Annotated in this window: 23 protein-coding genes and 1 tRNA gene; 7 read left to right on the top strand and 17 right to left on the bottom strand. The window is 68.5% G+C overall.

What is annotated here, in order from left to right; translation table 11 throughout:
• Nucleotides 1-18 precede the first annotated feature (18 nt).
• Both tssB and G020_RS0110205 read right to left on the bottom strand, forming a co-directional pair.
• Nucleotides 19-528 carry a type VI secretion system contractile sheath small subunit gene (gene tssB, locus G020_RS0110210; protein WP_024329540.1) on the bottom strand — a complete coding sequence of 170 codons (510 nt, stop codon included), beginning with the start codon at nt 526-528 and terminating at the stop codon, nt 19-21.
• A 625-nt stretch (nt 529-1,153) separates the two neighbouring features.
• Nucleotides 1,154-1,486 carry a hypothetical protein gene (locus tag G020_RS0110205; protein WP_024329539.1) on the bottom strand — a complete coding sequence of 111 codons (333 nt, stop codon included), beginning with the start codon at nt 1,484-1,486 and terminating at the stop codon, nt 1,154-1,156.
• Nucleotides 1,487-1,817: 331 nt separating this feature from the next.
• Between G020_RS0110205 and G020_RS0110200 the strand changes: the two genes are divergently transcribed.
• The 4 genes from G020_RS0110200 (at nt 1,818) to G020_RS0110185 (ending at nt 5,321) form a co-directional block, all read left to right on the top strand.
• Nucleotides 1,818-2,612, top strand: a complete 795-nt coding sequence (locus tag G020_RS0110200; protein ID WP_024329538.1) for a hypothetical protein — start codon at nt 1,818-1,820, stop codon at nt 2,610-2,612.
• Nucleotides 2,613-2,791: 179 nt separating this feature from the next.
• Nucleotides 2,792-3,439 (top strand): ERCC4 domain-containing protein, encoded by a 648-nt coding sequence (locus tag G020_RS0110195; protein WP_024329537.1) that lies wholly within the window; start codon nt 2,792-2,794, stop codon nt 3,437-3,439.
• A 139-nt stretch (nt 3,440-3,578) separates the two neighbouring features.
• Nucleotides 3,579-3,655, top strand: a tRNA-Val gene (locus tag G020_RS0110190).
• A 136-nt stretch (nt 3,656-3,791) separates the two neighbouring features.
• Entirely contained in the window at nt 3,792-5,321 is a 1,530-nt protein-coding gene (locus G020_RS0110185) for a phospholipase D family protein (protein WP_024329536.1), read from the top strand.
• A gap of 18 nt (nt 5,322-5,339) precedes the next feature.
• Here the strand turns inward: G020_RS0110185 and G020_RS0110180 are convergent, their stop codons facing one another.
• The gene (locus G020_RS0110180; protein WP_024329535.1) at nt 5,340-5,930 is read right to left on the bottom strand and encodes a cyclopropane-fatty-acyl-phospholipid synthase family protein; all 591 of its coding nucleotides are present in this window, start codon (nt 5,928-5,930) and stop codon (nt 5,340-5,342) included.
• A gap of 119 nt (nt 5,931-6,049) precedes the next feature.
• Here G020_RS0110180 and G020_RS0110175 point away from each other — a divergent pair, with 119 nt between their 5' ends.
• Entirely contained in the window at nt 6,050-6,901 is an 852-nt protein-coding gene (locus tag G020_RS0110175; protein WP_024329534.1) for an ion transporter, read from the top strand.
• On the opposite strand, the gene G020_RS0110170 is transcribed toward G020_RS0110175, so the two are convergent.
• Genes G020_RS0110170 through smc form a run of 5 tightly spaced genes read right to left on the bottom strand, consistent with a single transcriptional unit; the run spans nt 6,898 to nt 14,445 of the window.
• Nucleotides 6,898-7,212 carry a nucleotidyltransferase family protein gene (locus G020_RS0110170; protein ID WP_024329533.1) on the bottom strand — a complete coding sequence of 105 codons (315 nt, stop codon included), beginning with the start codon at nt 7,210-7,212 and terminating at the stop codon, nt 6,898-6,900. The genes G020_RS0110175 and G020_RS0110170 overlap by 4 nt on opposite strands.
• Nucleotides 7,205-7,597 carry a nucleotidyltransferase substrate binding protein gene (locus G020_RS0110165; protein WP_024329532.1) on the bottom strand — a complete coding sequence of 131 codons (393 nt, stop codon included), beginning with the start codon at nt 7,595-7,597 and terminating at the stop codon, nt 7,205-7,207. The genes G020_RS0110170 and G020_RS0110165 overlap by 8 nt, the downstream gene beginning before the upstream one ends.
• On the bottom strand, nt 7,594-9,720 hold the full coding sequence (gene ligA / locus G020_RS0110160) for an NAD-dependent DNA ligase LigA (protein WP_024329531.1): 2,127 nt from the start codon (nt 9,718-9,720) through the stop codon (nt 7,594-7,596). Before ligA ends, G020_RS0110165 begins: the two co-directional genes overlap by 4 nt.
• The gene (gene zipA / locus G020_RS0110155) at nt 9,717-10,898 is read right to left on the bottom strand and encodes a cell division protein ZipA (protein WP_024329530.1); all 1,182 of its coding nucleotides are present in this window, start codon (nt 10,896-10,898) and stop codon (nt 9,717-9,719) included. Before zipA ends, ligA begins: the two co-directional genes overlap by 4 nt.
• Nucleotides 10,899-10,929: 31 nt before the next feature.
• Nucleotides 10,930-14,445: a chromosome segregation protein SMC gene (gene smc, locus G020_RS0110150; protein ID WP_024329529.1), complete on the bottom strand. Its 3,516-nt coding sequence runs from the start codon at nt 14,443-14,445 to the stop codon at nt 10,930-10,932.
• A 148-nt stretch (nt 14,446-14,593) separates the two neighbouring features.
• Here smc and queF point away from each other — a divergent pair, with 148 nt between their 5' ends.
• Both queF and G020_RS0110140 read left to right on the top strand, forming a co-directional pair.
• Nucleotides 14,594-15,016, top strand: a complete 423-nt coding sequence (gene queF, locus G020_RS0110145) for a preQ(1) synthase (RefSeq protein ID WP_018870388.1) — start codon at nt 14,594-14,596, stop codon at nt 15,014-15,016.
• A 7-nt stretch (nt 15,017-15,023) separates the two neighbouring features.
• Nucleotides 15,024-16,337 (top strand): FGGY-family carbohydrate kinase, encoded by a 1,314-nt coding sequence (locus G020_RS0110140; protein WP_024329528.1) that lies wholly within the window; start codon nt 15,024-15,026, stop codon nt 16,335-16,337.
• 30 nt (nt 16,338-16,367) lie between these two features.
• Here G020_RS0110140 and G020_RS0110135 read toward each other — a convergent pair whose 3' ends face one another.
• The 9 genes from G020_RS0110135 to ndk all read right to left on the bottom strand — a co-directional run bounded on the left by G020_RS0110135 (nt 16,368) and on the right by ndk (nt 25,968).
• Nucleotides 16,368-17,540 (bottom strand): aminotransferase class I/II-fold pyridoxal phosphate-dependent enzyme, encoded by a 1,173-nt coding sequence (locus G020_RS0110135; RefSeq protein ID WP_024329527.1) that lies wholly within the window; start codon nt 17,538-17,540, stop codon nt 16,368-16,370.
• Nucleotides 17,524-18,975 (bottom strand): ribosome biogenesis GTPase Der, encoded by a 1,452-nt coding sequence (gene der / locus G020_RS0110130; protein ID WP_024329526.1) that lies wholly within the window; start codon nt 18,973-18,975, stop codon nt 17,524-17,526. The genes G020_RS0110135 and der overlap by 17 nt, the downstream gene beginning before the upstream one ends.
• 7 nt (nt 18,976-18,982) lie before the next feature.
• Nucleotides 18,983-20,173: an outer membrane protein assembly factor BamB gene (gene bamB / locus G020_RS0110125; RefSeq protein WP_018945667.1), complete on the bottom strand. Its 1,191-nt coding sequence runs from the start codon at nt 20,171-20,173 to the stop codon at nt 18,983-18,985.
• A gap of 14 nt (nt 20,174-20,187) precedes the next feature.
• Complete coding sequence (locus G020_RS0110120; RefSeq protein ID WP_018870393.1) at nt 20,188-20,802, bottom strand: tetratricopeptide repeat protein; 615 nt, start codon at nt 20,800-20,802, stop codon at nt 20,188-20,190.
• 13 nt (nt 20,803-20,815) lie between these two features.
• Nucleotides 20,816-22,090, bottom strand: coding sequence for a histidine--tRNA ligase (gene hisS, locus G020_RS0110115; protein WP_024329525.1), 1,275 nt, complete (start codon nt 22,088-22,090; stop codon nt 20,816-20,818).
• Nucleotides 22,091-22,144: 54 nt separating this feature from the next.
• Nucleotides 22,145-23,395, bottom strand: a complete 1,251-nt coding sequence (locus tag G020_RS0110110; RefSeq protein ID WP_024329524.1) for a helix-turn-helix domain-containing protein — start codon at nt 23,393-23,395, stop codon at nt 22,145-22,147.
• Nucleotides 23,388-24,161 (bottom strand): type IV pilus biogenesis/stability protein PilW, encoded by a 774-nt coding sequence (gene pilW / locus G020_RS0110105; RefSeq protein ID WP_018945663.1) that lies wholly within the window; start codon nt 24,159-24,161, stop codon nt 23,388-23,390. The genes G020_RS0110110 and pilW overlap by 8 nt, the downstream gene beginning before the upstream one ends.
• Nucleotides 24,161-25,294, bottom strand: coding sequence for a bifunctional tRNA (adenosine(37)-C2)-methyltransferase TrmG/ribosomal RNA large subunit methyltransferase RlmN (locus G020_RS0110100; protein ID WP_018945662.1), 1,134 nt, complete (start codon nt 25,292-25,294; stop codon nt 24,161-24,163). Before G020_RS0110100 ends, pilW begins: the two co-directional genes overlap by 1 nt.
• Nucleotides 25,295-25,536: 242 nt before the next feature.
• A complete protein-coding gene (gene ndk, locus G020_RS0110095) occupies nt 25,537-25,968 on the bottom strand; it encodes a nucleoside-diphosphate kinase (RefSeq protein ID WP_018945661.1) in 432 nt (143 codons plus the stop codon).
• Nucleotides 25,969-26,315: the final 347 nt, after the last annotated feature.

Here is a 26,315-nt window from a genome sequence, read left to right as displayed (position 1 = left end):
TTCCGTTGCAAGCCCCGATTACTCGGTTCCATCCGTGGAGGGGGTGTCCTGTTCGAGTTCTTCCAGCAGCTGGTTTCGCGCCTCTTCGCTCTCCAGAAGCTCCTGCAGGCGTTCGCGAAACGCCGGCACATTGCCCAGCGGCCCCTTGAGGGCAACCAGTGCCTCGCGCAGCTCCACCAGCTTTCGCAGCTCGGGGACCTGCTGGGCGACCTTGTCCGGGGAAAAGTCGTCCAGCGCCTTGAAGGAGAGACTCACCGGAAGATCGCTGTCCTCATCGCCGTCCTGGAGACGGTTCGGCACCGAGGCCTCCAACCCGAGGCCCGCTTCGGCCAGTACCGACTGGAAGTTGTTCTTGTCGATGGAGACCGTCGAACGCTCCTCCACCGGCGTGTCCTCGGTACCCCCCTTGAAATCACCGACGACCAGGAGCTTCAGCGGAAGCTCGGTCTCGGCCTGCTGGTCTCCAGTGGCGGGGACATAACGAATGTTGATGCGCTCCCTGGGCGCAACCGTTCCTTCTTTGGACATGATTCACTCCTTGTGACCAGATGAAGTCTCGGTCAGACACGACAAACGCTCCGGCACCCACAAAGGTGCAGAACACTCGTGACGCTTGACGAGCTGACAAGAGGGAGACGTCGAAGTGGGAAATGCGGTGGCTACCGCTCATTGCGGGGGTCCTTTTCGTCCATGATTGTTGGTCGCCCCAGCGCCGGTGGGGGCAAATCGCTCTCGTCGCTTCGGCCCCCTGCAAGGAGCAAACCGAAAGGCGTTTTGAGCGCCCGATCATCCTGACCGGGAAACACCACTTTTTGTATCACTATGCGGAACCAGCCGTCCACACCAAAGTCAGGGTTGTACCGACCTTCCAGAGACGTCAAGCACCGTTTCTGGAAATAGCGAACATTTTTGCGTTCCTCGGGCGCCAGGCTTTGCCCGCGCGGGTTCGCGGATCCAGGCCCCATCCAGGAGCGTCGTTCGGCACGGGGTTCATCCGGCTGACGGACAACGCGCGGGAAAGGTCGCAGACACCCCTGGCTGCGCGCCTTCTCATTGCAAGTCGGGGGCATCTCGAACCCGGGCCGACAGGCTTCCTGTCGTCCCCGCATACCTCCCAGCCAGCATCGACGCAGGCCTCGCACGGGCGTCCCAGTCAGCCGCGAGGCTTTCCAGCTGCAGCGCCTTCGCTACGGCCGGTCATCGCTTCCAGCTGCTCCGTCAATCGCACGTCGATGGCTTCCAGCTCGACGCGCAGGGACTTCAGGGCGTCCTCGTCGCCGCCGGATCGCTCCAGCTCCGCCAGCCGGTTGGCGACGTCGTCCCGTTCCTTCATGGCCTCCTGAATCGCGTCTACCTGGCGGCTTTGTGCCTGCCATTCGGCCTGCTCGGCCTCGGCACGCCGGAGCAGACGGCGCCGTTGCCACGCCGACAGCACAACCAGCAGCACTAACACGCCGCCGATCAACATGTGGATATTGATGTTCATCGACGCTCCTCCCCGATATCCATATCACACAACCTCTTCCACTGAAGGGTCTTTCTACCGCAGCCTCCTCCGAACCTCAAGCACCGTCGGCAGCCGCGGAAGATGGCGCGCGACAGTGTTGCTGCCGGAGGCGAATCTGACCGAGTGCCCGAACGAAACCCCGAGGGTTCCGGACTTCGAGTGAGATCATCAAAGGCCGTCAGGCAATGTCGCCCCCTCCAAACGGAGGTTTCTCCATCCAGCTGAGTTCCGGTTCCATTGGTCGGTCGATGGTGCGGTTCACGCCACGCCCCGACCACATGCTCAGGCCAGCCAAAGGAGAAGCGAAACCGTGGGTAACCAACTGGTATTCAAGAACTGGAGCACTCCGCTCATGGGGCTCTTCGTGCTCGTGATGAGCGTGATCTTCCTGACCACGTTCGGCCGCAGCACGCATCTCGCCTGCGGGGCGGAGGAGCGCTACTGCGAACTCACCCGATCGGCCCCGTTCGGCATCCATGAATCCACCGAGGGCCGCTACCCCCTGGACGAGATCCAGCAGGCCACACTGGGCGAGAGTCGGAACAGCGACGGCGACCGCACCTACTCCGCCAACCTGCAGCTGGACGACGGCTCGGTGGATATCCTGGGCTACAGCCGGAGCGGCCGATCGGGCGTTCAATCCATCGTGGACGAGGTCAACACCGGCCTCGACGATGTCCGTCAGGGCGGAGACTTCCACATGAGCCACCAGGTCACGTTCGGCCTGTGGATGCCCCTGGCGATGGGCGTGCTGGGTCTCTACCTGCTGCTGTTCCAACGCAATGTAGTGGCCCTGTGGCTGCCGCCCGGAGTTAACCAGCTACAGGTCGCCGAACGGCGCTGGTGGCAGCCGGGGAGCCCCGGCAAGATCCGCGACATCCCCTTGCAGGACATCAGCCGGGTGGCCGTAGAGACGACCTGGTCGAGGTCACAGCGTTCCGGCCATAGCAAACCCGCGCACAGGCCGGTCATCTATCTGAAATCCGGGGAATCCATCCCCCTCACGCGAACGCGCAGATCAGGCCAGGGCGCCTTCCGCCGGCAAGAGCAAGTACGCCGCTTCCTCGAACAGGGCGGTGCATCGCTGGACGACGAGCCCGCGTAACCGGGGTGAGGATTCGATCGGTGGCCCGGACAGAACCGCTCGGGCAGCTCGGGCAGGAACACCGGGGAGGGCAACGAACCGGCGCCCTCCCCGGTGGTATCCGAGACTGCATGAGGGATTGCGAGTTACCCCCTCCGCTCCGCCTAGACTGCGTGCGGGTCACACAACCGGAGTCCCCAATGGAAAATCTTCATCTGCCGATCCGCGTCGACAAGCGCGAAAAGGGCAAGATCATCCAGCGCATCGAAGAGCTGGAGGGCGTGGAACTGGAATTCACCGATCTGGACGTGGGCGATTACGTCTTGCCCAACGGCGTCGTGATCGAACGCAAATCCGCGGCCGACATGGTCCTGAGCGTGGTTGACAAGAGCCTGTGGGAGAACGCCGCGAAGCTGAAGGCCAACTACCGGCAGGTGATCTACATCGTCGAAGGGGACCTGTACGAGCCCCGCTTCTACCAGCAGGCGCTGGACATCCACCGCGCCCTGGCCCACCTGACCATCGCCCTCGGCATCAGCGTGCTGCCCAGCCCCGATGCCGACAACAGCGGCATGCTCATCTACCTGACCGGCCTGAACGCACAGATCGAGCCGGATCCTGTCGACCGTGAGGCCGAGTCCGACAACCGGCGCAAGGTCGCCGAATTCATCCTCAGCGGCCTGCCCGGGGTCGCCGCGGACGAAGCCCGCGACCTGCTGCGCCACGTTGGCAGCGTGCGCGACGTGATCAACGCCGACGCCGGCACCCTCGCTCAGACCGACGTCCTCGACCCCGAACGCGCTGAACGCATCGAGTCCGTCGTCACCTACGGCAGCCGCAAAAGCTGAGCGATCGATGACCGGACCGCAACCCGACGTCCGTGGTCAACGCGACATGTGCCGCACGAAGGAGCTCAAGGAATCATCGGCTTACAGCATCCTTTGACACACCCGAAAGACGCTGTAGAATACGCGTCTCGGACACGACAGGCGCGTAGCTCAGTTGGTTAGAGCACCACCTTGACATGGTGGGGGTCGGTGGTTCGAGTCCACTCGCGCCTACCAGATTTGTGAAAGGCGAGCCCGACCTGGTCCGGCTCGCCTTTTTTTCGCCCGGAACCCGTACATCGGGTCGGGCTGCCGGAGATCGGGGCGGTCAGACATGGAGTCCAGGCTCAGGGCGTTGGTAACGGGGCTTGCGGTGCTGTTGCTGGCCTCCGGCTGTGCGTCGCTGGAACCGCGCGACGACCGCCCCGCGAATCCGCCCTCTGCACCGGCCGCCAAAGGTCCCCTCGCCGAATGGATCACGCCCCGGGTGGATGCATCTCCGGGGAAATCCGGATTCCGTCTGCTGGATGATGGCGTCGAAGCCTTTCAGTGGCGGGCCTTCAGCGCGCGCAAGGCCGAGGATCGGCTGAGCATTCAGTACTACATCTGGCGCAACGATGCCGCCGGCCGGGCCCTTCTCGGCGAGCTGCTGCGCGCGGCCGACCGCGGGGTCAACGTCTCGGTACTGCTGGACGACATCGATGCCCGCGGCCGCGACGACATCCTCGCCGCCGTCGATCAGCACCCCAACATCGACATCCGCCTGTTCAATCCCTTCCGCACCCGTCACGGGATGCTCGGCAAGGGGCTGGAATTCCTGACCCGGGGCGTGCAGCTCAACCGGCGCATGCACAACAAGGCCTGGGTGGTCGACGGCCACCTGGCGATCATCGGCGGGCGCAACATCGGCGACGAGTACTTCGAGGCCAGCCCGGAATACAATTTCGCGGATCTGGACGTGGCGATCGTCGGGCCGATGGCCGCCGAGGTGGAGGCCTCGTTCCACGATTTCTGGAACAGTCAGGGTGCCATCGGCATCCAGCGCGTGGTCTCGCGCCTCCCGGATCCGCCCCGGCTGCAGGAACATCGCGAGGCCCTGCAGGAATGGCTGTCCACACAGAACGACCACCCGCTGCTGCAGAAGGCCCCGGCCGGGCGCCTGCCCCCGGGACATATCGATGACGATGAAGCCTATGTCTGGACTGCGGCGGCGGACTTCGTGGCGGACCCGCCCGCCAAGGCGCTGGACACCGCGGGTTTCGATCCCGAGCGGGATGGCGGGGTCACCCCGGCGCTGCGGGCCCGCTTTTCCGGGGTAAGCAACGAGCTGCGCATCATCACGCCCTATTTCGTCCCACAGCGGCGGGGCACCCGGGAACTGATCGAGATGGCGGAGCGTGGCGTTCGCGTCAGCGTGCTGACCAACTCGCTGGCCTCCAATGATGTGGTGTTCACCCACAGCGGATATTCACGCCGCCGACCGACCCTGCTGCAGGGCGGCGTGGAGCTGTACGAGCTGCGCCCCACCGCCCTGCCAAACGGCGAGGAACGGGCCAGGCGCTGGGGCCTGGGGTCGTCGCAGACCAGCCTGCACACCAAGGCCTTCGTGATCGACGGCCACGAGGCGTTCGTCGGCTCCTACAACCTCGATCCGCGTTCGGCCTACAGCAATACCGAATCCGGGGTGTTCCTGCGCGAACCGGCGCTGGTCGGCCAGGTCGTGGACCTGCACGAGCGGATTATCCAGCCCGAGTTCGCCTACCGGGTCGAGCTGGACGCCGAGGACAACCTGATCTGGAGCGACGACCAGGGCCGCACGTGGCGGCGCGATCCCAAGGCCGGCCACATGCGTCAGATCCTTTCGGACCTTACCATCCTGTTCCCGGTGGAGAGCCTGCTGTAATACCCGCGGGCAGCCCGCTCAGGACGGACGCCGGCCGACCACCTGCACCACCGCGCCGCGACCGGTGTGGTAGATCCCTTCCAGCACATCGCGCTCCAGCTCGTGGGCGTAATCGAACTCGAGGCCATCGAGCTCCTCGCTGAGCGCGTTCAGGTCCATCATCAATTCTTCCACCGGCGGGCCACCGGTGCCGTGCGCCAGCTGCGCCGGCGTGTACGCCTCGAGGATGAAAGTACCGCCGGGGCGCAGCCCCTGAACGACATCGGCATGCACACGACGCCGGATCTCCGGCGGCACATGGCAGAAGATCGACACGATCACATCCCAGCTTTCCGGATCAATGCGGTAGTCAGCCAGATCGGCGACCTCGGTCCGGATACTCACCCCGCGCTCGGCCGCCAGCCGTTCGGCCTTGCGCAGGCCCACCAGAGAGCTGTCGACCGCGGTCACGTCGAAGCCCTGTTCGGCCAGATACACCGCGTTGCGGCCCTCGCCTTCGCCCAGGCACAGCGCGTCGCCCGGCGGCAGGGTCGCCACCGCTTCGCGCAGGAAGTCGTTCGGCTCGGTGCCGTAGGCGAATTCCTCCGTTGAATAGCGTTCATCCCACATCATCCACTCCTTGCATGTTCCGGGCTCCATTGCCGGGCGCGCGGGTTTGGCCTACTCTTGGCGCGCCCTGCAGTCACCCGATTGCTTCTTCATACGTTCGTTTTCACGACCAGGCCACCATGACCGAGACCGTAACCCTGCGCGGCCGCCTGACGGCCCTGATCGAAGCCAATTACACCCAGCGCTTCATCATCGGACTGATCCTGCTGAACGCCCTGACCCTGGGCCTCGAAACCTCGCATGCGGTGATGCAGGCGATCGGCCCCGTGATCAACAGCGCCGACGCGATCATCCTGTCGGTCTTCACCGTCGAGGTCCTGACCAAGATGTTCGTCTATCGTCTGGGCTTCTGGCGCAACCCGTGGAACGTATTCGATTTCTTCGTGGTCGGCATCGCGCTGATCCCGGCGACCGGCCCGTTCTCGGTGCTGCGCGTGCTGCGTCTGCTGCGTCTGGTCTCGCTGGTGCCCAAGCTGCGGTTCATTGTGGAGGCGCTGCTGCGCGCCATCCCGGGGATCATCTCGATCATCGGGCTGCTGCTGCTGATCTTCTACGTGTTCGCGATCATCGCCACCGGACTGTTCCGCGAAACCCATCCCGAGATGTTCGGCAGCCTTGGCGCGACCATGTACAGCCTGTTCCAGGTCATGACCCTGGAAGGCTGGTCGGAAGACGTGGCGCGGCCCGTCATGGAGGAGCATCCCTGGGCGTGGGCGTTCTTCGTACCGTTCATCCTGATCGCCACGTTCACCGTGCTCAACCTGTTCATCGCCATCATCGTGGACGCGATGCAGCGCATGCACGACCGCGCGGTGGAGATCGAAAAGCAGGCCATCCACGAGAGTGTGCACGAAGAAAACAAGGCCCTGCACAACGAACTGCAGGCCCTGCACGAGGAGACCAGCGCGCTACAGGAACGCCTGTCCCGGATGCAGAACCTGCTGGAACAGCGATCGCGCGAAGGACGCTAGCCCAGCTCCCCGACCTCCGGGAGCGGCACGCATTCGGCGCGGATGCGGGCCGCGAACGCCTCCGATATGCGGTGCGCATCCACCACATCCACCGGAAACGGCAGGTCCGACTCGGCGAGGTCGGCCTCCAGCTCCCCGAGGATCGCGAAGTCCAGGGCCTCGCCGGCATCCACCAGCAGGTCCAGGTCCGAAGCGGGCGCGCTGCACCCGGTGGCGCGCGAGCCGAACAGCCACACCCGCGTCCCCGCGGGCAGGTGCCGCCTCACGAGACGCTCCACCACCTCCCGCTGAGCCGGCGCAAGATCAACCATCCGGACGCTCCAGCTTCTCGATCAGCGCCTGCATGGCGGGCAGAAAGCTTCGGGCAATCTCGTACACCTCCTCCGCCACGGCTTCGTTATACGTGTGGGAGGTCATGTTGCGGGCCCTGTGAAAGGCAAACCACTGCGCGGGATCCTCGATCAGCTGCCGCGTCGCCGCCAGACGAAACAACTCCCGACGACTGAGCGGCATCACCACCTCGCGGCCCTCATCCTCGACCAGGCGCCGCTGCAGCAGCTTCCACGCCAGCTCGAAGCTGTATTCGAAGCGCTGGATGGTCGCGTCGCGCATGAACTCGTCTTTCGGCTGCGCCAGCGCCCGCTCCAGCGAGGCGGCCGCGTCGCGCAGCGGGGTCACCAGCAGGCCGTCACTCATGCGCTGCCTCCTTCCGTGGGCTCGGGCTCGGGCTCGGCCAGCAGATCCTCGCCCTCCAGCAGCCGGGCCAGTTCCTCCGGGCCCAGCACCGGTACGCCCAGCGATTCGGCCTTTGCGACCTTGGAGCCGGGGTCGGCGCCCGCGATGACCGCGCTGGTCTTCTTCGACACCGAGCCGGTGATCTTCGCGCCCAGCGCCTCCAGACGGGCACGGGCCTCGTCGCGGCTCATCTCCTCCAGGGTCCCGGTGAGCACGAACGTGCGGCCCGCCAGCGGGGCCGGCACGGCATCGTCCCCGGCGTCGCCGGGCGGGGCCGGCTCCGGTTCCGGCCAGTGCACGCCGGCCGCACGCAGGGCTTCGACCACCTCGCGGTTATGCGGCTCGGCGAAGAAATGCACGATGTGTTCGGCCACCACCGGCCCCACGTCCGGGATCGACTGCAGGGTCTCGGCATCCGCCGCCATCAGGGCATCCAGGTCACGGAAATGCGCGGCCAGGGCCTGTGCCGTCACCTCGCCGACCTCGCGGATGCCGAGGGCAAAAATGAAACGCGCCAGCGTGGTCTCGCGCGCGGTCTCCAGCGCGCGCACCAGGTTGTCGGCCAGTTTCGGCCCCACCCGTTCCAGCTGCTGCAGGGTCTCCGCATCCAGCGCGAACAACTCCGCCGGCGTGCGTACCCGGCCGTTGTCGACCAGCTGCTCGATCAGCTTCTCGCCGAAGCCCTCGATGTCCATGGCGCGACGCGACACGAAGTGCTTGAGCGCCTCGCGCCGCTGCGCCGGGCAGACCAGCCCGCCGGTGCAGCGCGCCACCACCTCGCCCTCTGGCCGCTCCACATGCGAGCCGCATTCGGGGCAGGCGGCCGGAAGCTCGATCGGGCGGGTCTCCGCCGGCCGCTCGCCACCGGCGCGACCCACCACCTCGGGGATCACGTCACCGGCGCGGCGCACGATCACGCGGTCGCCGATGCGGATGTCCTTGCGCTCCACCTCGTCCATGTTGTGCAGGCCGGCGTTGGACACCATCACCCCGCCCACCAGCACCGGCTCCAGCCGCGCCACCGGCGTCAGAGCCCCCGTGCGCCCGACGTTGAACTCGACGTCGCGCAATGTGGTGGTCCGCTCCTCGGCCGGAAACTTGTGCGCGATCGCCCAGCGCGGGGCCCGCGACACGAACCCCAGCACCTGCTGGTCGGCCAGATCGTCCACCTTGTACACGATGCCGTCGATCTCGTAATCCAGATCGCGCCGCCGCGCGGCCAGCTCCTCGTAGTAGCCCAGGCAGCCCGCCACCCCGGTCACCACACGGCGCTCCGGACACACCGGCAGGCCGAGATCGCGCAGGGCGTCCAGCACCGCCGACTGCCGCCCCGGCAGCGCCCCGCCCTCGACATGCCCCACGGAATAGGCAAAGAAACTCAGCGGCCGCCGGGCCGTCACCTTCGGGTCCAGCTGGCGCAGGCTGCCGGCGGCGGCGTTGCGCGGGTTCATGAAACCGCGCTGCCCCTCGGCCTCCAGGCCTTCGTTGAGGCGCAGGAAATCGGCCCGGCGCATGAACACCTCGCCGCGCACCTCCAGCACGGCCGGGATCGTGCCTCCCACGCCCTGCACCCCGGCCGGATCCAGGCGCAGCGGCACCGGGCGCACGGTGCGCATGTTGGCGGTCACGTCCTCGCCGGTTTCGCCGTCGCCGCGGGTGGCGGCGCGCACCAGTACCCCGTCCTCGAACAGCAGCGAGATCGCCAGCCCGTCCAGCTTGGGCTCGGCCATGTAGGTGACGGCCCGTTCGGCACGTGCCGGATCACCGGTGTCGCGCGCCAGGCGCTCGCGTACCCGCCGGTCGAAGTCGTGGATCTCGTCCGCCTCGAAACCGTTGGCCAGCGACAGCATCGGCAGGCGGTGGCGCACCGTCGCGAAGCCCTCGGCCGGCTGCGCGCCCACGCGCCGGGTCGGCGAGTCCGGGGTGATCCATTCGGGGTGCGCGGCCTCCAGCGCCTCGAGCTCGCGCAGGAGCTCGTCGTATTCGGTATCCGAGATCTCGGGGTCGTCGTGGACGTAGTAGCGCCGGTTGTGGTGTTCGATCTGTCGGCGCAGCGCCTCCAGGCGCTCGCGGTCGGCGCTCATTGCGTCCTCCCGCGCCGGAGGATGTCGGGCCGGTTGCGCAGCAGCCACTGGTTCAGATCCTCGCGCATGTGCGCCAGGGTCTGGTTCGTCGCCGTCGACTGCTGCGCGTCCAGGATGGTGCCCCCGAGGTCGCGTGCCAGCGCGTGCGCGTTCTCCAGCAGTGCCTCGAACGCGCGCTGCGGATGGGCGCTGTAGTGCACCTGGGTGAACAGGGTGACGCCGGGGGTCATCATGTCCGCCAGGTCCTCGTCACGCAGGGTCCCGGGCGCCACCATGTTGGCCACCGAGAACAGCGGCTGTCGTTTGTCGCTGGCGGGTTCATGGTAGTGGTAGATGTCCATCGCCCCGGGCTTGAGGCCCGCGCGCTCCAGCGCGGCGCCCAGCGCCACGCCGGTGAACGGCTTGTTCCGGGGCGCGACCACGTGCAGCAGGAGAATCTTCTCCTGCAGCGACGCCGACGCGGCGCGCGGGTTCTCGCCCGCCTTCCACGGATCCGACACATATTCGCCCAGCGATTCCGGATCCGGCCGGTGCGGCTCCTCGATCAGATCCGGATCCACCTCGTGGTCCGGGTCCAGGCGTTCGCCCACCGGGCCACGCGACTTGCGTCCGGGTCCCGGCATGCGTGCGCGCACGGCGTCCAGGCCCTGGCGACCGACGGCAATCAGGCGTTCCCCGGGCGACGGCTTCGCGCTCCGGCGACGCTGGCGACCCGGAGCCGCACGGCGCCCGGACTCGGGTTGGGGCTCGGGTTCGGGCGCCGCCCGCAGGTCGCCGCCGTAATCGGTCTCGAACCCGCGCGGGCCGGACGCACCATGGTCGGCGGCCCCGGCGCCGGGCTCTTCGTCTTCCAGCACGCCGTAGATGTCGTTGACCGGTTCCTGCGCGGAGGTCGAGCCGCGCGGCGCGGCCTCGAACGGATCATCCGGATCGGGCTCCGCATCCGGGCCCGGCGAGGTCACGCCGAGATGCGGCTCGCGCCGTCCGCCGGTCACGCGGGGGCCCTCGTCCAGCGGATCGGGCGCGCCGGCACGGATATGCACCGCATCATCGGCCCAGTCGCCGGCGTCATCGGCCTCGTCACGCTCGCGCGCACGCCTGCGCATGCGGTGCGTGATCCAGATCCCCGCGATCAGGACGACTCCCAGCAGCAGCAGACTCAACCGCATCCAGTCCACGAAAATTCCTCGCTCGTTGCGCCCGGCGCCGTCAGGCCCCGGCCATTTCCACGGCCTCGTCGACGTCCACACTGACCAGCCGCGACACGCCCGGTTCGTGCATGGTAACGCCGATCAGCTGTTCCGCCATGGACATGGTCGACTTGTTGTGGGTGATAAAGATGAACTGGATCCGCTCCGACATCTCCCGCAGGAGCTCGCCGAAACGCCCCACGTTGGCCTCGTCCAGCGGCGCATCCACCTCGTCCAGCATGCAGAAGGGTGCCGGATTCAGCTCGAAGATGGCGAATACCAGCGCCGAAGCCGTGAGCGCCTTCTCACCCCCGGACATCAGATGGATGGTGGACAGGCGCTTGCCCGGCGGACGCGCCATGATCGCCACGCCAGTATCCAGCAGGTCGTCACCGGTCATCTCCAGGCGCGCCTCGCCGCCGCCGAACAGGCGCTGGAACTTCTCCCCCAGCCCGGCGTTGACCTTGTCGAAGGTCTCGCGGAACAGCGTGCGGGTCTCGCGGTCGATGCGCTGCATCGCCGCCTCCAGGGTCTCCAGCGCCTCGATCAAATCGGCGTGCTGTTCCTCCAGATAGCGCTGACGTTCCTCCAGCTCGCGGGCCTCGTCGATCGCCGCCAGGTTGATCGGCCCGAGCTTCTCGATCGCCCGGTCCAGCTCGGCGATCGCCCGGTCCCAGGCCTCCACGCCGGCGTCTTCCGGCAGCTCGGCCGCCAGCTCGCGCGCGTCGAATCCGGATTCCTGCAGCTGTTCGCGCAGCTGTTCCAGCTGCGTGGCCCGTGAACGCTGGTCCAGCCGGTATTCCTCGCAGGTGGAACGCTGCTGCTCCACCCGCTGCTCCAGCTCCGTCAGCTCGCCGGCCACCTCGCGCAGGGCATGATCGCACTCGTCCAGCTGGCTGCGCGCGGCGGTCAGCGCGCTCTCGGCCGCCTGGCGCGCCTCGGCCGCCGCCTGCAGGTCCTTCTTCCACTGTTCCAGCGGGGCACGCCGGCCCTCCAGACCCTCGCGCAGACGTTCCTGACGCTCGCGATCCTCGCTCAGCTGGCGTTCCAGGCGTTCCCGCTCGCTCTGTTCGCGCTCCAGCCGATGGCGCGCCTCCTGCTCGGCCAGGCGCGCCTTGCCCGCGGCATCGCGTGCCGAACGGGCCTGCTCGCGTGCCTGCTGACGGGCCTCGCGGGTCGCGGCCACGCGGGCCTCCACGGCTTCGCGATCGGCCTCCAGACCCTCCAGACGCTCGAGTGCCCGATTGCGTTCGGCCTCGGCCTCGTCGAACTGGGTGCGTACGCGTTCGTCCTCCTCGGCAACTTCTTCCAGCTCGCGGTCGATGCGCGCCTGCTGCTGTTCCAGTTGCCGCGCCTGATCGTGCAGCCGCTGCACGCGGTTCTCGCCCTCCTGCACCTGCTTGCGCTGTTCCGCGATCCGCGCGTCCACCGCGTCGCGGGCCTCGCGCGCCTCGCCGATGCGCTCCCTGCGCCCCGCCAGTGAAGCCTCCAGCGCCCGGCCGCGCTCCTGCAGGGCATCGCGCTGCTGCTCCAGCTCGCGTGCCAGACGCACCCGCGCGACCGCCCCGCTGACTTCGGCTTCCAGCGTGCCATGCGCCAGCCAGCCCGGGCCCAGCCAGGTCCCGCCGGGCGTGATCACGCTCTCGCCCGGGCCACAGTCCCGGGCCCGCTCGCGCGCCGCCTGCGCATCGGCGGCGCAGTAGATGCCGGCCAGCCAGCGCCGCACGGCAGCCGGACCGCGCACCCGCGCGGCCAGGCTGTCGTCGGGTACCGGCTCGGCGGACGCCGTGCCATCCAGGCGGCGCAGCGGCGCCTCGGGCAGATCGGCCAGAGCCGCGGCCTCCAGCCCCAGGGGATCGCCGGCACCTTCGGGCACCTCGGCTTCCAGCCAGCTCCCCAGCACCGCCTCCACCGCGGTATCCCAGCCGTCCTCGACCTCCAGCGCCTGGACCAGCGGGCGGCCGGCGTCGATACCGTGGCGCCGGGCCCATTCCTCGCGCCGCTTGCGAGTCGCCTCGGGATCGGCCTCGCCACCGAAGGATTCCAGCCCGGCCAGGCGCCCCGCGACCTCGCGGTGCTCGCGCTCCACGGCATGGGCCTGTTCCTGTTCCTCCGCCTGCTCCGCCTCCAGACGTTCCAGCTCGGCGCGCGCCTCGGCACTGCGCGCCTGCTCGGATTCCAGGGCCTCACGCAGCCCGGCGAGCTCGCCCTCCACGCGCTCGGCCTCCTCGCCCGGATGGGTCTGCGGCAGTGCGGCCTTTTCGGATTCCAGTTTCTCGCGCCGGCGCGCAAGGCGCTGGCGGGTCTGTTCGGCGCTGTCCATGCGCGAACGGGCCACCTGCGCGGCCTGACGCGGTTCGGCCAGATTGCGCTCCCATTCCTGCTGGGCCTCGCGCGCCGCCTGGTCCGCCTGTTCGGCCTCCTCGGCGGCGGCCTCCAGGCGCTGCTGTTCGCGTTCCGCATTCTCCAGCGCTTCGCGCAGGCGCTCGCATTCGCGCTCTGCCTCGCGGATGCGCCCGGCCACCGCATCCTGCTGCTCGCCCGCCGTGCGGATGCGCGTGTCTAGGTCCTCCAGTTCGCGCGTCTCGCGCTCCAGTTCGGCCTCGGCATGGCGAATCGACTGCTCCAGGCGCGAGACCTCGGCGGCGCGGTCGTAGTACGCGCTCTGCGCCTCGGACACCGCCGCCTCGCGGTCCACGCGCTGCTGGCGCAGGGTCTCGGAGCGGGTGCGCGCGTTCTGCGCCTCGGCCTGCAGCCGGGCGAGTTCGGTCTCGGCGGCGGACAGCTCGGCGCGGCGGCTTTCCAGCGCGGCCTCTTCCGCCTGCAGCCGCAGCAGGACCGCCTCGGCCCGCTTGCGCCGGCGATCCGCGGCCAGCTGCTGGTAGCGCTCCGCGGTCGCCGCCTGCCGGTTCAACCGCTCCGCCTGCTTGCCCACCTCCTCGCGCAGGTCGTCCAGGCGCTCCAGGTTTTCGCGCGTGTGGCGCACGCGGTTCTCGGTCTCGCGCCGGCGTTCCTTGTATCTGGAGATTCCGGCCGCCTCTTCCAGATAGGTGCGCAGGTCCTCCGGACGCGCCTCGATCAGCCGCGCGATCATGCCCTGCTCGATGATGGCGTAGCTGCGCGGCCCCAGGCCGGTGCCCAGGAACAGGTCCACGATGTCGCGCTTGCGCGCGCGATGGCCGTTCAGGTAGTACTTCGACTGCCCGTCGCGGGTGAGCGCGCGCTTGACCGCGATCTCGGTGTAGGCGCTGTATTCGCCGCCCAGTCGCCCTTCGGAGTTGTCGAACACCAGCTCGATGCTGGCCTGCCCCACGGGCTTGCGGCTGGAGGAGCCGTTGAAGATCACGTCCTCGCCGGAATCCCCGCGCAGATGCTTGGCCGAGGATTCGCCCATCACCCAGCGCACGGCATCGATGGTGTTCGACTTGCCGCAGCCGTTGGGGCCCACCACGCCTACCCGGTTGCCGGGCAGCACCAGGGTGGTGGGGTCCACGAAGGACTTGAAGCCGGCCAGCTTGATTCGGGCAAGGCGCACGTCGGTATCCTGGGTGTTCCGCAGCCTGGGGTGTACGGGCGTAGAATGGTACACGCTTACAGGTCGAACGTGACCCCGACGGGAACTCGCGCGCGACTCGCTTCTCCAACCGCGCACGCAAAAACAGCCGAAACACGAGAACGCATTCATGCCCAGCCAGCCGAGCAAGACCCTGGACACCTTCGACAACCCCTCCCCGGACAACAACTTCGCGATCTACATCCGGATCCCGGAGTTCACCTGCCTGTGCCCGGCGACGGGGCAGCCGGACTTCGCCGAGCTGCATCTGCAGTACGTGGCGGACCAGCGCTGCGTGGAACTGAAATCGCTGAAGAACTACATGTGGTCTTTCCGCAACGAAGGGGCGTTCCACGAGGCCGTGACCAACCAGATCCTCAACGACCTGGTGGCCGCGACCGATCCGCGGTTCATGCGCCTGACCGCAAATTTCTACGTGCGCGGCGGGATCTACACCACGGTGGTCGCGGAACACCGTCAGGAGGGCTGGACCCCGCCGGAGAGCGTGACCCTGCCGCCGCCGACGCGCAGCCCGCAGGGCACTGAATACTGACATCGCCGTGCACCCGCCCCGGGCCATCGGACTGGACGTCGGCACCTCGGGGGTGCGCGGCGTGCTGCTGGACCCCGACGGAGGGCGCCGGGCCACCGCCAGCCGCGCGCTGGAACCCGCCGGTATCCGGCATGACGGTCCACTGCACGAACAGGAGCCGGAGCACTGGTGGGAGGCGCTGCAGGAGGTGCTGGCAGAGCTGACCGACAGCCTCGAGGGTGAACCCGCCGCCATCGCGATCGACGGCACCTCGGGCACCCTGCTCGGTACCGACGAACAGGGCCACCCGCTCCACCCGGCGCTGATGTACGACGACCGCCGGGCGGCCCCGGCGGTGCCCCGCCTGGCGCGCCTGGCCCCGCCCGAGGCCGCGGTCCACTCGGCCTCCAGTTCCGCCGCCAAGCTCCTGTGGCTGCGCGGGGAACACGGGCTCTCCGGCGTACGCCGCGTGCTGCACCCCGCCGACTGGCTGACCGGCCGCCTGCGCGGACACTACGACCGCATGGACGAGAACAATGCCCTCAAGCTGGGCTACGACGTGGTCCGGCGCCGCTGGCCGGAATGGCTGCTCTGCGAGCTCGGCGACGAGACCGGCCTGCTGCCCGAGGTGGTGCCGGCGGGCACCCCGCTGGGCCCGGTGGACCCGGACCTGGCCGCGAACCTCGGCCTGAATCCGGCCTCAAGGGTGGTCGCGGGCACCACCGATTCGATTGCCGGTTTCCTCGCCGCCGGGGTCGCGGATACCGCCACCGGCGTCACCAGCCTGGGCTCGACGCTGGCGCTCAAGCAGCTCTCTCCGCGGCCGCTGTTCGCGCCGCAACTGGGGGTGTACAGCCACCGCCTCGGGGATCGCTGGCTGGCCGGCGGCGCATCGCATAGCGGCGGGGCCGTGCTGCAGCAGTTCTTCGACAATGCAGACCTGGAGCGGCTGGGTGCGGCGCTGGATCCGGAACACGACAGCGGCCTGGACTATCTCCCGCTGCCCGGCCCCGGCGAACGCTTCCCGCTCAACGATCCGGATCTGCTGCCCCGCATGGAGCCCCGCCCGACGGACGATGCGCGCTTTCTGCAGGGGCTGCTCGAGGGGATCGCGCGCATCGAACGCGATGGCTATGCACGGTTGCGGGAACTCGGCGCGCCCGAGCTGCAGCGCGTGGTGACCCTCGGCGGTGGCGCGCGCAGCCCCGCCTGGAGCCGCATCCGGGCGCGCATCCTCGGGGTCGAGGTGAGTACGGCGGCGGAAGACGAGGCCGCGGTCGGTACTGCCCGTCTGGCGCGGGGCACCGCGCTGGCGGCGCTGCAGGAACCGAACCCGGCCTGAACCGGAGATTGACCCGGTCTCGCGCCCGGGTCAGGTCAGCACGCCGCGCAGGCGCTCCACCGCTTCGCGCAGCCGGGCCTCGCTCTGGGTATAGGCGATGCGCAGATGGCGGGCGCCATCGGATGGACTGAAATCGGTCCCCGGCGTCAGCGCGACGCCTGCCTCGTCGAGGATGCGGGCGCACAGGGCCTCGGAATCCGCGCCATGGGCACTGCAGTCGGCATAGATGTAGAACGCCCCTTCGGGACGTGCGCGCACCTCCAGGCCGAGTTCCGGCAGGGCCTGCAGCAGGAAGTCGCGACGGCTTTCGAGCTCGCGCACCCGCTGCTGCAGTTCCGCTTCGATGTCCGGTTCGAAGGCGAACATCGCCGCCGCCTGGGCCACGCTGGAAGGCGCCACGAACAGGTTCTGCGCCAGGCGGCGGACCGGATCGACCCACGAGGGCGGCACCACCATCCAGCCCAGGCGCCAGCCGGTCATGGCGAAATACTTGGAGAAGCTGTTGATCACCACCACGTTGGGGTGCAGGGCCGCGGCACTGCGCTCGGGCTCGCCGAACACCAGCTGGCCGTAGATCTCGTCCATGATCACCAGCCCGCCGCGGGCCTCCACCACCGCCACGATCTCCGCGAGGGTCTCGCGCGACAGACAGGTGCCGGTGGGGTTGGCCGGCGACGCCAGCAGCACCGCGCGGGTCGTGTCGCTCCAGGCCGCGGCCACCGCGGCGGCGGTCGGCTGCCAGGCGTCCTCGGCCGACACCACCAGGGGCCGGGGCCGCGCGCCCCGGGCCGCGACGAACTGTCTGTTGCAGGCGTAGCCCGGGTCCGGCAGAAGCACCTCCTCCCCGGGATTCACGCCGGCCGCCAGCGCCAGCAGGATGGCCGCCGAGGCCCCGGACGTGACCACGACCCGTTCCGGGTCCACTTCGGCCGCGTGGCGGTTGCGGTAGTCCTGCGCGATCGCCCGGCGCAGTTTTTCGCGCCCGTGCGCCGGCGTGTAGCGGGTTTCCCCGGCGGCCAGGGCGATCTCGCCGGCGGACACCACACCACGCGGGGTCACGAAATCCGGCTCGCCGACCTCCAGATGGATGATGTCGCGGCCGGCGCGCTCGGCCGCCTGGGCGCGGTCGAGGATGTCCATCACGCGGAACGGCTCGACCACCTGCGCAAAATCCGACAGGGCGGGCTCAGCGCTTGCGGACATGACGCATCAACCTTTTGCGTTTCTGCTGCTGGCGCGGCGTGAGCTTGTTGCGCCGGCCGGCGTAGGGGTTCTTCCCGGAACGGAACTCCAGCCGCAGGGGCGTCCCCACCAGCTTCAGCTGACGGCGGAAGAAGTTCTCCAGATAGCGCTTGTAGGCCCCGGGCAGACGGTGGGTCTGATTGCCGTGGACCACGATCACCGGCGGGTTCTGCCCGCCCTGGTGCGCATAGCGCAGCTTGATCCGCCGCCCGCTGACCAGCGGCGGCGCATGCTCGGCCACCGCGGCCTCCAGCAACCGGGTCAGCTCCGGGGTGGAGATGTCCACGAACGCACTGGCGTGGGCCTCGCGCACGTCGTCCAGCAGGTGCCCGACGTTGGTGCCGTGCAGGGCCGAGATCAGGCGCATCCGCGCGTAATCGACGAAACCGAGGCGGCGCTGCATCTCGGACCGGACCCACTCGCGATCATCCGGGTCCATGCCGTCCCACTTGTTCACGGCCACCACCAGCGCACGGCCGGCATCGATCACCAGCCCCAGCAGGTGGGCATCCTGATCCGACAGCCCGGCACGGGCATCGATCACCATGATCACCACGTGCGCGGCCTCGATCGCCTGCAGGGTCTTGACCACGCTGAACTTCTCGACGGTCTCGTGGACCCGGGCGCGGCGCCGCACCCCCGCGGTGTCGATCAGGGTGTAGTCCTGATCCTCGCGCGTGAACGGCACGAAGATGCTGTCGCGGGTGGTGCCCGCCACCTCGGTGGCGACCACCCGTTCGTCGCCGAGGATCCGGTTGACCAGCGTGGACTTGCCGGCATTGGGCCGCCCCACCACCGCGACACGGATACCCGGCCAGTCGTCCAGCGCGGCCTGCTGGGCGTCCACGTCCAGGCCGTCGCCGTCGCCGGCGCCCTCGCCTTCACCGCCCGCCGCTTCCCGATCCCGGGCCACGTCTTCCCGCACGGCCTGCATCAGGCCGCGCACGCCGCGACCGTGGGTCGCGGCGATCGGGGTGACATCGCCCAGGGCCAGGGCGTGGAACTCCGCGCTGACCACGTCGGCGTCCAGGCCGTCGGTCTTGTTGACGATGACCCGGACGCGCGCGCCACTGGCGCGCAGCTGTTCGGCGATCGCCTCGTCCTGCGGTGTCAGACCGTCACGCGCATCCACCATGAACAGGACGTGATCGGCCTCGGCGACCGCGCGGCGGGTCTGTTCGGCCATGGCCCGGTCGACCCCTTCTTCCTCGCCGGACAGGCCGCCGGTGTCCACCACCATGTAGGGAAACTCGCCCACCCGGCCGATACCGTACTGGCGGTCGCGGGTCAGACCGGGCATGTCCGCAACCAGCGCGTCGCGCGAGCGGGTGAGCTGATTGAACAGGGTCGACTTGCCCACATTCGGGCGGCCGACCAGCGCGATGACGGGGATCATGAGGGGATCAGGCGTCCTCGTCGATGCGCGCGTCGATCGCGGTCAACCGACCGTTGTCGGTGATCACGTACAGGGTATCGCCCGCCAGCACCGGCCGTGCCACCACGGCGCCACGCGCCACGCGGGTGCGGGCGGCGAATTCGCCGTCTTCCAGGTCGAGCCAGTGCAGGTAGCCCTCGAAATCGCCAACGATGGCGTAACCCTCGTGAACCACCGGCGCGGTCACCCCGCGCAGGCGCAGGCCCGCGTTTTCCCACAGATCCCCGCCGTTGCGCGGATCCACCGCGCGCACGTGGCTATCGGCGTCGCTGACCACCATCACGTTGCGGCTGATCGAGACATCCCCGCCCTGATAGGACGAGAACTCCCGGTCCCAGTAGAGCTCGCCGGAATTGAGATCCACCGCGGCCATGCGCCCCTGGTAGCTGACACCCAGCGCCGCACCGCGGTAGACCGGGATATGGCCATCCACGTCCACCATGCGCTCGACCTCGGAGCGGCCGGTGGGCACGCCCAGGGTCGCCTCCCACAGGGTGTTGCCGCGGGTGAGGCCCAGCATCATCAGCCGACCGTCATCAAAGCCGGCCAGCACGCGCCCGCCGACGATCTGTGGCACGTGCGCCCCGCGCAGACTCAGTGCCGGCGTAGTCCGCAGCGCGGTCCACTGCACCGCGCCGGTTGCCGCGTCCATGGCGTGCACCCGCCCGTCATTGGTGCGCGCGATCACCATTCCCGACGCGACCTCCGAGATCCCGATGACTTCGCTGGAGAGCTGATTCCGCCAGCGCTCGCCTTCGCCGTCATCGCTCACCGCAATCGCCAGACCTTCCAGGGTCCCCACAACCACGATGCCCTCGCCGACGCCCACGCCCGAAGCGATGCGCACGTCGTCCAGTCGCGTCTGCCAGGCGCGGGCCCCGGATTCCCGGTCGTGCGCCACGATCCGGCCATCCGCGCCGGCCGCGAACACCCGGTCGTCCTCGATCGCCGGATAGGCCTCCCAGAGGAAGCGATCCCCGCCACGCCCCAGCGAGGCCGACCAGCGCTCGGAAGGTTCGCCGCGCACTTCGAAATCGGTCAGTTCCGCCGGGGGCTCGCTTTCATCCCGGGAAAACAGGCCGCAGGCACTCAGTGACAGTGCCAGGCCCGCCACCGCGAACCACTGCAGGGCGTAGCGAATTTTCGCGAAATGATCCATGTCGGCGGGCGTCCTCACGCGGAGAGATCCTCGAATTTCAGTTGCAGGTATTCCGGGCTGTGGCCGGCGTCCAGGGCCTCGCGGTAGCGCTCGCGGGCGGTGTCATGGTCACCCCGGGCGCGGGCCAGATCCCCGTCGAGTTCCAGCCGCAGGCCGCGGAATGCATCGTGCTCGACGGTCGCGAGGACCGATGCGGCTTCGTCCAGGGCCTCGGTCCGGATGAGCTGACGCACCAGCCGCAGACGGAACAGCGCACGATGGCCGTCATCCGGGGCGGCGTCCACGGCCTCGCGCAGGGCGGCCACCGCGGCCTCTTGCTCGCCACCGGCCAGCGCGACCTCGGCGCGATGGGCCCAGGCCAGCGCCACATAGGGCGTGCGCCCGCCATGTTCGATCAGTTGCCGAGCCATTTCGTCGGCCTGCTCGTACTGGCCGGCGCGCATGCTGAACTGCAGCGCCTGGTACATCTCCGAGGCCTGCTCGGCACGTTCGGCCTGCTGACCGCTCCACCAGTTGTAGCCGAACAGGCCGGCGATCCCGAGCACCAGCCCGGCGATGACCGCCATGCCGTTGTCGGACCACCACTGCTTGATCCGTTCCGCCTTTTCTTCGTCGGTGAGATAACTCATGTCAGGTATTCCTTCAGGATTGCAGGGCGGTGTCCATATGCGCGGACAGCTCGGCACGCGCCACGGTCTGCTGTTCGCCGCCCTCGCCGCGCAGCGGCTTGACGGTCACGGTACCCGCCGCGGCCTCGTCGGGCCCCAGTACCAGCGCCACGCGCGCGCCCAGCCGGTCCGCGCGTTTCATCTGCGATTTCATGCTGCCACCGCCGCAGTGCTGTACCAGTTGCAGATCGGGACGCGCCTCGCGAAGTTCCTCGGCCAGTCGCAGCGCCTCGCCCGTCTGTTCCGTATCCGGCACCACCAGATAGGCGTCCGGCACCCCGGCCGCCGGCGCGTCTTCGCGGGCCTCCAGCAGGGCCACCAGGCGTTCCAGCCCCATGGCCATGCCGATTGCCGGCGTCCCGCGGCCACCCAGCTGCTCCACCAGGCCATCGTAACGGCCACCGGCGCACACCGTACCCTGCGCCCCCAGCTCGTCGGTGATCCACTCGAACACCGTATGGGTGTAGTAGTCCAGCCCGCGCACGAGACGCGGGTTGTGCTCCCAGGCGATGCCCAGCGCATCCAGGTGACCGCAGAGCGCATCGAAATGCGCCCGCGATTCCGCGTCCAGATGGTCCATCAGCGACGGGGCCGTGGCCACCACCTCGCGGGTCCCCGGATCCTTGCTGTCGAGGATACGCATGGGATTGTCGTACAACCGGTTGCGGGCCTCTTCGTCCAGCTGCTCGCGATGGGCCTCGAAGTGCGCGATGAGGTGCTCCCGATACTGCGCGCGGCATTCCGGGGTTCCCAGCGTGTTGAGCTCGAGGCGCACGTTGCTCAGACCGAGCATGCGCCACAGACGCGCGGTCATCGCCAGGACCTCGGCATCGATGTCCGGCCCCGGCAGTCCGAACACCTCGACTCCGACCTGATGGAACTGGCGATAACGCCCTTTCTGCGGACGCTCGTGGCGGAACATCGGACCCATGTACCACAGCCGCTGAACCTGATTGTGCAGCAGCCCGTGCTGGATACCGGCGCGCACGCAACTCGCCGTGGCCTCCGGGCGCAGGCTCAGGCTGTCACCGTTGCGGTCCTCGAAGGTGTACATCTCCTTTTCCACGATGTCGGTGACATCGCCGATGGATCGCGCGAACAGCTCCGTGGCCTCCACCAGCGGCATGCGGATCTCGTGGTAACCGTAGCGCGTCAGCAGGTCGCGCAACTGGTCCTCGAGGTGCTGCCACAGGTGAACGCTGTCGGGCAGGATGTCGTGCATCCCGCGAATGGATCGGATGGCTTTCATCGGGTGTAATCGGATTGGTATCGGGTTGGGGCGCGCCGGATGATGCGCGCCTGATTATTCTTCCAGATCGAAGCGGGCCGTACGGTCGTCACGGATATGCTCGTCAAATGCCACCGGCTCGCCGTTCAGCGTGAGCTCGACGCCGGCGGCATTGCCCAGGACCGCACGTCCGGGGAGTTCCAGCTGCAGTTGCTCGCGCGTGCCCGGCGAAAGCACGCCGGTCAGCACTACCGCATCCTCCGCGTCACGGATCTCCACCCAGGAGGTCTCGCGGATCTCGAGGATCAGTTCGGCCCGCCCGTCCGCGGACGGCGCCGATTCGGCCTCCCCGGTCGTTCCCTCGGTGATTTCCTCGGGGACTTCGACGACTTCGGTTTCCTCGCCGGCCGCACCGGCCTCGTCCACCGGGGCCGGCGCGACCGGTTCGTCGATCCCCGCATCCTCGGGCACGGTATCCATGCCCGTGTCCGCTGCGGTGTCCTCCGACGCCTCCTCCGCAGCCGGATCACGTTCCAGCCGGGCCAGGGGTTCTGGCGGACCGATGGCCGGCGTTTCGGCCTCAACGGTCCCTGTTTCCGTGTCAGGGGCAGTGTCGCCCTCGGTGGCGGCCCCGGGCTCATCTTGTTGTGGCCGATCTTCAGCGGGCTCTTGCCCTGCCGGCTCGTCCGGTGTGGTCTCCGTTTCCAGAGTCGGCAGGCCATCGCCCGTACCGAACTCCGGCAGCGCATCCAGGGAGACGTCTTCCGCCCAGAAAACCGTGGCGACGGCCAGCAGCACAACAACCAGCAGCGCACCCACCCAGTACGGCCACACCGCGCGGCGCCGGTTAGCCCGATGCTTGCGCGTGGCGACCGGTCGCGGAGCCGGCTCGGCCGGTGCCCGACGATCGTAGGCCTGCACCCAGGGCTCGGCATCGACCCCGAGTTCCCGGGCGCAGGACCGAAGATACCCGCGCACGTACGCCGGGGTGATGTGTTCGAAGCGATTGGCCTCGAGGTCTTCCAGCAGCGCGCGCCCCAGGTGGGTGCGGCGCGAAAGCTCGGCGATTTCCAGGCCGGCGCCCTCGCGAGCCACGCGCAGGCCGCGACCGGGCTGCGCGTCAGCGTCGTCCATGTCGTCAACGCTCACGCCGACGCCGTCCGAAACACCCTCCGGCTGATCACGCGTTGAAAGACCCGCCGTCAGCGGCGGTTCCTCGCCGGCGCCTGCGCCCGGCTTTCCACCCAGCGCAGGCCGGCCGGAGGCCGTATCATCCACGTCCTCCACCCGGCCAAGCTCCGGATCCCGGTCGCGACGATCAGCCACCGTCACGCTCCAGGCGCCGCAGCCGTTGGGCTTCGTCACTGTCGGGGTAATCCTCGCGCAGGCGGTCGGCACAGGCGCTCGCGTTGCGATCCCGTCCCAGCGCCGTCTCCGACTGATAGCAAAGCAGCAGCGTCTCGGCGTTCTCGATGCCGCGACCGCTCAGCCGCTGCAGGAAGGCGCGCGTCTGCATCGGCTGGCCCGCCTGATAACTGACCGACGCCAGCTCCAGGAGCGCGCGCGGATTCTCCGGGCTGCGTTCCAGTGCATCCCGAAGGCGCTGCTCGGCACGCTCGTATTCACCCGCATCGGCGTAACAGGACCCCGAATTCAGGAGCGCAACATCGCGCCGGTCGTAATCCACGTTGTTGATCGCCTTGTCGAACAGCTCCTGGGCCCGCTCGAACTCGCCCTGGCGGCAGAGCATTGCGCCGGTGCTCACCTGGATGTGGGGATCGTCCGGGTCCTGCGCCAGCGCCACCTCGTAGTGCTCGACCGCCTCGTCGACCGCCCCCCGGCGTTCATACACCGTCGCCATCCCCAGATTGGCCATCGGATGCCGATGGTCGAACTCCAGCGCCCGCTTCAGGCTGCGTTCGGCCTGTTCCATTTCGCCTTCACGCAGGTAGCCGATGCCGAGCTCCGCATTGATATCCGCCGCTTCTTCGCCATCGCGACCCGTTTGCCGGTCCATCCCGGCACAACCCTGCAGCAATGCCACCACAACCAGCATTGCGGCCGCCTTCCCCTGCCAGCCACCGCGCATCATCACGATGCCCTCCGTTCGGTTCCCGGGATCTCCGCATGCAGACGGATCATGCGCATCCCGCGATTGGTACGGTCCTCCACCTGACCGACGAGCTGACCGCAGGCGGCGTCGATGTCATCGCCGCGCGTGCGCCGCACGGTGGTCACATAGCCGGCCTTCTGCAGCAGACGTTCAAAACGTTCGATGTCCGCCTCGGAGGGCCGGTCGAACGGCGCGCCCGGGAACGGATTGAACGGGATAAGATTGAGCTTGCACGGCAGCTCGCGCAGCAGCGCCGCGAGCTCGCGCGCATGCTCCGGCCGGTCATTGACCCCGGCCAGCAGCACGTATTCCACGGTAACCCCGCTGTGCGACCCCGTTGCTTCCACATACCGTCGGCAGGCGTCGATCAGCGGGGCAATCGGGTATTTCCGGTTGATCGGCACCAGCCGGTCCCGCAGCTCGTCATTGGGGGCATGCAGGCTCAGAGCCAGGGCGACATCGGTGTGCCCGGCCAGGCGGTCCAGCGCCGGCACCAGGCCCGAGGTGGACACCGTCACCCGCCGGCGGCTGAGGCCATAGGCATTGTCGTCGGTCATCAGCTGCAACGCCGGGACCACCGCATCGAAATTGGCCAGCGGTTCGCCCATGCCCATCATGACCACGTTGGTCACGGCGCGCGGACGCCCTTCGGGCGCCGGGAGGCGCTGCATGGCCAGCCACACCTGACCGATGATCTCGGCGCTGGTCAGATTGCGGTTGAACCCCTGCTGCGCGGTGGAGCAGAAGGTGCAGTCGAGGGCACAGCCCACCTGAGAGGACACGCACAGCGTGCCGCGACCGCTGTCGGGGATGTAGACGGTCTCGATGGCGTTGCCATCGGGGAGACGCAGCACCCATTTGACGGTGCCGTCGTCGGAGGTCTTTTCCAGCGCGACCTCGGGCGGCCGAATCTCCGCCTCACGCGCCAGTCGCTCGCGCAGCTTGCGCGAGACGTTGGTCATTGCGTCGAAGTCCGTGACCCCGTGCTGATGCATCCACTTCGCGACCTGGGTGGCGCGAAAGCTCGGCTCCCCCCATTCCCCGAACAGCTCCGAGAGCTGATCGCGGCTGTAACCCAGCAGGTTGACGGGGACGTGGTTGGGCAAGGACATTCTTACGACCGATTGGAGCGGATGCCACAGTGTACTTCGCCCGGGCACCGCATGCCTACAGGGCGACCCCCATCGGCAGGAGGCCGACCCTCCGGCCGATCGGGCGCCCGGGGAACCTCCTGTGCCCGGTCGGGCCACGCCGGGTCGGCCAGCAGGCTGGCCTCCTGCGGGTCGAACCCTGCCCCGGCAGGAGGCCGGCCCTCCGGCCGATTTCACGCTCCTGCGGTTTGACCGCAATCGCCTCAGCGGGTGCGCGGGCAGACACCGTCATCGCCGAAGAAGAACGCGATCTCGCGTTCGGCGGTGTCCGCGGCGTCGGAACCGTGCACCGCGTTCTCGTCGATGGAGACCGCGTAGTCGGCACGGATGGTACCGGGGGCCGCTTCAGCGGGGTTGGTCGCCCCCATGATGTCGCGGTTCTTGGCGATGGCGTCCTCGCCTTCCAGAACCTGCACCATGACCGGACCCGAGATCATGAACTCGACCAGATCGTTGAAGAACGGGCGTTCCTTGTGAACTTCATAGAAACGCTCGGCCTGGGCGCGATCGAGGTGCATCATGCGCGCGCCCACGATCTTCAGGCCGGCCTTCTCGAAGCGGCTGTAGATCTCGCCGATCACGTTCTTGGAGACGGCGTCGGGCTTGATGATGGAAAGGGTACGTTCTTCGGCCATGGGGCGGCTCTCCTGTAGGGGCAATGATTCGAGTCGGGTCGCCACCCGCTCCCGCAAACGCGAAACCCGCCATATGGCGGGTTCCCGATGCGAACGCGGTCACGGGGCAACATGCGGCGCGCAGTGTAGCGGCCCGGCCGGCGCGCGGCAACGGCCGCCCCCGCAGGAGGCCAGCCTCTGGCCGATCCGGCACCTGCCGATCCCGCACGTCCGTTCGCGGCCGAGGCCGCTCCCACATGCCTGACGAATCCTGTAGATACCGTGTCTCGCTTACTGGTTGCAACCGGTGCTACAGCGAGGTTGGTACGGCTGCTGCGACTTCAGCACACCGAAGGCGATGTGGAGCA

This window comes from Thioalkalivibrio sp. ALR17-21 (assembly GCF_000420185.1).
Lineage (GTDB): Bacteria > Pseudomonadota > Gammaproteobacteria > Ectothiorhodospirales > Ectothiorhodospiraceae > Thioalkalivibrio > Thioalkalivibrio halophilus.
The sequence above is the reverse complement of the archived record's forward strand: the minus strand, read 5'-3'. Positions and strand labels throughout refer to the sequence as shown.